We start from the raw sequence: 5,683 nt of genomic DNA on the forward strand, positions 1-5,683 counted from the left end.
GACGTCATCACCTTGCTGGAAAAAACCATCTGCGTCGCCGACACGCGCCGCATCGACGCCGCCGAGAGCGAAGCCCGCGCCGACATTGCCGCTCTTGGCGACGAGATTGCGGCCAAAGCCGCCACCCTGACCGAGCGCTGGCGCAACGCTGCCCGGCTGGTCGAGCTGCTGCGCCAGGAACTGTTCGAGGCCGATGCGCTCGTCCGTGCCATCGCCACCGCCAATGGCCTGTTCGACGCCGCCAGCGTCGCCGAGCTGAAGATAAACCTCACCGCTGCCCGCCGCGCCGCCATGGCCGGCGCACGGGCAGCCGCACCCGCTCGCCTCAGCCGCGCCGGGCTGCAGGTCGACCGGCTGCTTTTGTCCCTGCTCGCTGCCGGCGGTCCACTCGACCCGCGCCCGCAGCTTGGCGCGCCGGTCGCCGGCGTCAAAAGCAAGTTCATTCCCGCAATCAAACCCATTCCCGCGAGAAAACCCATTCCTGCAATCAAACCCCTGGGCGAACGAGGCTGACCATGTGCACACTTGCCCTTCTCGGCACCGTTCTTTCCGTCGGCGGCGCGCTGGCCGAGGGCCAGCAGTCGAAGCAGATGGCCGACTATCAGGCCAAGGCCTATGAGCAGCAGGCGCAGGCGGATGCTCAAGCCGCCGCCTTCGAGCAAGGCCAGGAGCGCCACAAGCAGGACCTGCTGCAGGCGCAGGCGCGCGCCCAGGCCGGCGCGTCCGGCGTCGGCATAGCCGGCTCGCCGACCGAGGTGCTGGCGGCGAATGCCAGGCAGGGCCAGGCGGATCTCGGCGCGCTGCTGTACGGCTCGAAGCTGCGCCAGAACAATCTCAACAGCCAAGCCGCCATCTCGCGCTTCCAGGGCAAGCAGGCGGTGACGGCGTCAATCTTCAACGCCGGCAGCGCGCTCGTTGGCGGCCTCTCCAAAATCTACGACCCGACGAAAGCGGCAGCGTCAAGCGCTGCGGCCGCCGCTGTGCCGGGCCGCTCCGTGATCTTCGGCAGTGCGGCCCTCAGGGCTCCGTGGGCGGGGAACACCTAGATGGTACACATCATCCCCCTTTCCGTCGGCCAGCGCCGGCTCGATACCGGCAACGCCGTGCAATATCCCCAGGGGTCGCCGATCGGCGGCGCCATGCAAGGTTTCGGCGACCACCTTTCCGCTCTTGCCGAACGCTACCAGCACATGAAGGACCAGCAGGACGCGTTCGACGCCGAGCTGGCGCGTCGCGGCTTCGACGCGCGGATCGCGCAGGCCGAAGATGAAGTGGCGGCGAACGCGCCGGCGGATGGCGCAGGCATGCATGAAGCCATGTATGGCGAGGTCGACCTGCGCGCCGGCCGGGTGGTGAAACCAGGCCTGTACGATACGCTGTTCGACGATGCGAAACGGACGATGCCCGAAAGCCAGCGCGCCGCTTTCGCAGGCCAGAAGGAAAACAAGCGCGTCGTTGGCGCATACCGCATGGCGCTGCGGCAAAAGACCAAACGCGACGACTACGAGAAGGCCACCGTCGACACGACGCTGACGACCAATGCCATCGCCATAGCAAAAGGCGACCCGAACGACACCGCGACCTTCGAGGCGATCCGGCAGAGCGGGCTCGACCTGATCGCCAAGATCGGCAACCCGCTTGCCAGGCAAGCGGCGGAAGCCGCCTGGCGCACCAACTCGGCCAAGGCGCTGGTTCAGGCGATGATCGCCACGGACCCGAAGCGCGCTGCTGAAATGCTGGGGGCGGTGCCGGTCGCGAGATCTCCGGTCGACGCGGTCGTGGGCAAAATCATCGGCGTTGAAAGCGGTGGCAATGCCGCGGCAAAGAATCCCAATTCATCCGCTTCAGGCGTCGGGCAGTTCCTCGACTCAACATGGGTTCAGACTGTCCGGTCGCACCGCCCCGACCTGGCTGCTGGCAAAAGTGCGTCCGAGATCATCGCGCTCAAAGGCGATGCCGCACTCGGCAGGCAGATGACGGCAGCGCTGACCCGCGACAATGCCGAATACCTGACCAATCGTGGCGTGCCGACCACACCGGGCAACCTCTATCTCGCGCATTTCCTCGGCTCGGCCGGCGCCGTAAATGTGCTGAAGGCCGATCCGAACGCCCCGATCGCCAGCGTCGTCGGCCAGGACGTAGTGCGCGCCAATCCGTTCCTCGCCGGCAAGTCCGTCGCCGACACCCGCGCATGGTCCGACGGCAAGATGGGTACCCTGGCACAGGGTGACACCGTCGGCAAACCGACGTCGGACGTAAAAACGACGCCGGCCCCCAGGCAGGCCAGCGGCGAGCTCGTCTGGGCGGCGGCTCCATGGATTGCTGACCTGCCACCGTATGATCTGCAGCAACTTGGCCAGAAGGCCAACGTCGCGATGACGGAGCAGCTCTTCGAGGCGCGCACCAATGTCCAACTTGCTTACCAGAATGCGCCGACCGTCCTCATGTACACCGGCACCTATTCAGGAAATAAGCCGGACGATGAAGACCTCACTGCGGTCTATGGCGTCGAGGAGGGTGGAAAGCAGTCTCTTGGACTCGATCGCACGTTCAAGGTCGGCGGCCAGGCATTCGACATGGTCAGGATGCCGAAGGATGCGATCGAGGCGAAGGTGCTCGCGGCCAGGCCCAAACCAGGCAGTGCGACCCTTGAGCAGGACCAGGCACAGTTCGACATAACCACGTCCGCAGCGAGGCAGGTTTTGCAGGCTCGCGCCGCCGATCCCGCCGATTTTGTTCGCAAGATCGACCAGACAGCAGATGCGTACTGGCCCGCGGTATCGAGCAAGGACAGTTACGATCCGGCCGCTTATCAGAAAGCGGTGGCCCGCTCTGTCGCGGTGCAGTTGCAGCTTGGGATCAAAAAGATTCAGCCCCTGCCGGCGTCTGTCGTCAAAGACCTTGTCGACACCTTGAGCGATGAAAGGGTGCCACAACGTGAGCGAGACGTGGTCTTGCGCGATCTGTTCGCGGGTACCTCGGATCCGGGTGTTCAGGCAGCCATGGCGCTGCAACTGACCGGCGAGAACCAGTCGCGAATAGGGCGAAGCATCGCGAACAGTGCAATTCCGGTATCGGCAGAGGAGCGCGTGAGCCGAAATCTGGCGGCTTTTGATGCCCTGCCGGTGCCTCTCAAAGCACTGGTAGCGCTTGATGACATTGTTCGCCTTACGGCGGACGGGATGACGTTTGGATACGCGGACAAATTTGCCGCTACCATGAATTCGCTGATCTCGGGCGCAGCTACGAGGAACAACTCGCGGCTGGGCGTGTCGCGACACAAGATGCGCGAGATCGAGCTGGGTCGGCGGGTACCGTGGCTGAGTTGCTTGGCGCCTATTTGACCGGCCGAGGCCTCGAGAGGCGGGGATCACACTCAGCGGTAGATTCGGCACAGCCGCAATGGAGGGGTTGTCCGGTCTCCTTGCTCGCACGGGCCTCATGGGAGCTGAAGGCGCTGGCTACGGGGCCGTGGAAGCCACCGGCCGCGACGAATCCATCGACGGCGGAGCCGCGTCCGGCTTCTTTGGTGGCGCTGGTAGCAATATTGTCGGAGAAGGCCTTGGTGTTGTCTATCGCCAAGCCGCCGAGTGGCTAAAGCGACGTTCATCCTCTCGCCAACCAATTGCTGAGCCGGCAGCGGCAGAGCTTACTACAGATCAGCCAGACCTAGAGGCTGGTTCAAGTTCACCAGCAGGGACCCCAACTGGTCCGGCGCCGGACCCTGCTATAACCAGCGGGGCCTCCGCTGGCCACGACCTGCATCTTACCTATATGCCTCATTGGAACGCGGCACAGCGGGCAGCGGCAGATCTGAAAGTCAAGATGTTGACGGAAGCTGCCACTGTGGTTAGCCGTGCGGTTCGCATAGGGAAGTCCGCCAGAAAAATCTTTAAGAAGGCAGGTTCATTAATTCCATTCGGCAACGACATTGACCATGTCATTGATCTGCAATTGGGAGGTGCTCATGTCTTATCCAATTTCGCCATATTGGATTCGAGCGTCAATCGAAGTCTGGGTGCGCAGATATGGAAACAAATAAAAGACTTACCTATTGGCACTGCCATAAATAAGGTCACGATAGGAGCGCGCTGATGTTCGAGACATTCCGACAAAATTACCCCGTCGAAAGTAGGGTGCCGACGGACGGGAATCCTCTTCGGGACTCGGGGATATCGGGGCTGAATGAATTGCTCACCAGCTTGGGCGGTGCTTCATTCAAGCAAGGTTTGTATCGCATCATCAGGGCACAGGATCTCCCAGCCTGGAACGCGAGGGTCAACCTCGGTTTTCCCGAGGCTGCCGGGCGAATCACCTGCTTTGGTTACGACTGGCAGGGCACTGCGTTTGCGCTCGACACGCAGCGGCTGGAGGAAGGGCAACCCGGTGTCCTCATGTTTGAGCCCGGAACAGCTGAGATACTTGAGGTCCCGGCGAATATCGAATCGTTCCACGATGCGCTCCTCATTGAAAATCCCGATGCGGCGCTGACGGCCAATATATACGTGGAGGACTGGCTTTCGGCTGGGGGCGCGCAGCCTGCCTTTGATGAGTGCATCGGCTACAAGAAACCGCTGTTCCTTGGGGGAGAGGATGACATCTCAAACCAGGAACTGACAGATCTGGAAGTCTACTGGCACATTATGGGCCAGGTCATAGCCAAGGTGAAAGGGCTTCCGCCGGGGACGCCGGTAAATCTCAGGGGCGGCTGAGAAGCGCCGGGGAATCTGCTTACGATGGAAGTCACTAGTTAACGCAGGGTGCTGCTTGGGGGTTACATGGGTGCAGGTTATGCTGCGGCTGTTTTCGGTGCACTGGTTCCGACTTTTCTTTTGAGCCGCTTGCTGCTGTGGATCACAAAGCTTTGGGACGACGGTCTTTGGCGCCTCTTGCTGGCGCACGTCATTTCCGCAGGGCTCAGCTGTACCGCCGCCGCTTACGGCCACGCGGATACTGGGGCACCGAATTGGTCCTATAGCTCACTCTACATCTGTGCCCAATTGATCTGGCTCATTGTGGATTTTGTTCGCGCTCGTCGCCAGCGGACCCAGCCTGCGAATTGACGGTGCGCTTGTGTTGACCCTCCCGCGTTGCGTCACGGCAACGCGCGACGTTCAGTCAATTCCGCCCCGAGTTGCCGTCATGCAGTGACGGTGGCATCGCATTCTTCGATGATTCCTCAAGCCTCGCTATCGCGGGGCTTTTTTCATGGAGCAAGCCTTATGGCCCGACCTGCAACTGCCGCCGTTCGTCTGTTGACCGGCGAACGCGAACCCGTGCGCCTGGCGACGACGGGCAACATCACCCTTTACGGCCTGCAGACCATCGACGGCGTGCCGGCCGAGGTGGGCGACCGCGTGCTGGTCAAGAACCAGGCCGACGCCCGCGACAACGGCATTTATACCGCCAGCGAAGGCCAATGGTTCCGTGCCGCCGATGCCCGCACCAGCCGCACCATGCAGAAGGGCACGACGGTGCATGTTCAGCAGGGCGCGGTCTCGGCCGACTTCGTCTATGTTTTCGAAACGCTCGATCCGGTGATCGGCACCGACGCGGTCACGATCGCCTTTTACCTGTCGGAGGACACGCTGGGCGATGCGGTGGGCGCGGCCAGCGCTGCCGCCGCCAGCGCCGCTGCGGCGCTCACCTCGAAGAACGCTGCCGCCACCAGCGCCACCAATGC

At 62.6% G+C, this 5,683-nt stretch carries 5 protein-coding genes and 1 pseudogene; all 6 read left to right on the forward strand.

Annotated features, from left to right (window positions below; genetic code table 11):
- Nucleotides 1-513 (forward strand): hypothetical protein (locus NKI61_RS32105; protein ID WP_352842328.1); only part of this gene is annotated, 513 nt, incomplete at its 5' end.
- A 2-nt stretch (nucleotides 514-515) separates the two neighbouring features.
- Nucleotides 516-1,046, forward strand: coding sequence for a hypothetical protein (locus NKI61_RS32110; RefSeq protein ID WP_023747773.1), 531 nt, complete (start codon nucleotides 516-518; stop codon nucleotides 1,044-1,046).
- Nucleotides 1,047-3,344, forward strand: coding sequence for a lytic transglycosylase domain-containing protein (locus NKI61_RS32115; protein ID WP_352842329.1), 2,298 nt, complete (start codon nucleotides 1,047-1,049; stop codon nucleotides 3,342-3,344). It abuts the gene before it with no gap.
- A gap of 127 nt (nucleotides 3,345-3,471) precedes the next feature.
- Nucleotides 3,472-4,095 carry a hypothetical protein gene (locus NKI61_RS32120; protein WP_352842330.1) on the forward strand — a complete coding sequence of 208 codons (624 nt, stop codon included), beginning with the start codon at nucleotides 3,472-3,474 and terminating at the stop codon, nucleotides 4,093-4,095.
- Nucleotides 4,095-4,712 carry a T6SS immunity protein Tdi1 domain-containing protein gene (locus NKI61_RS32125; protein WP_352807196.1) on the forward strand — a complete coding sequence of 206 codons (618 nt, stop codon included), beginning with the start codon at nucleotides 4,095-4,097 and terminating at the stop codon, nucleotides 4,710-4,712. The genes NKI61_RS32120 and NKI61_RS32125 overlap by 1 nt, the downstream gene beginning before the upstream one ends.
- 510 nt (nucleotides 4,713-5,222) lie before the next feature.
- Nucleotides 5,223-5,683 (forward strand): annotated as a pseudogene (locus NKI61_RS32130) (hypothetical protein); the annotation flags it as partial.

The sequence above is a fragment of the Mesorhizobium sp. M0514 genome, assembly GCF_040321145.1.
Lineage (GTDB): Bacteria > Pseudomonadota > Alphaproteobacteria > Rhizobiales > Rhizobiaceae > Mesorhizobium.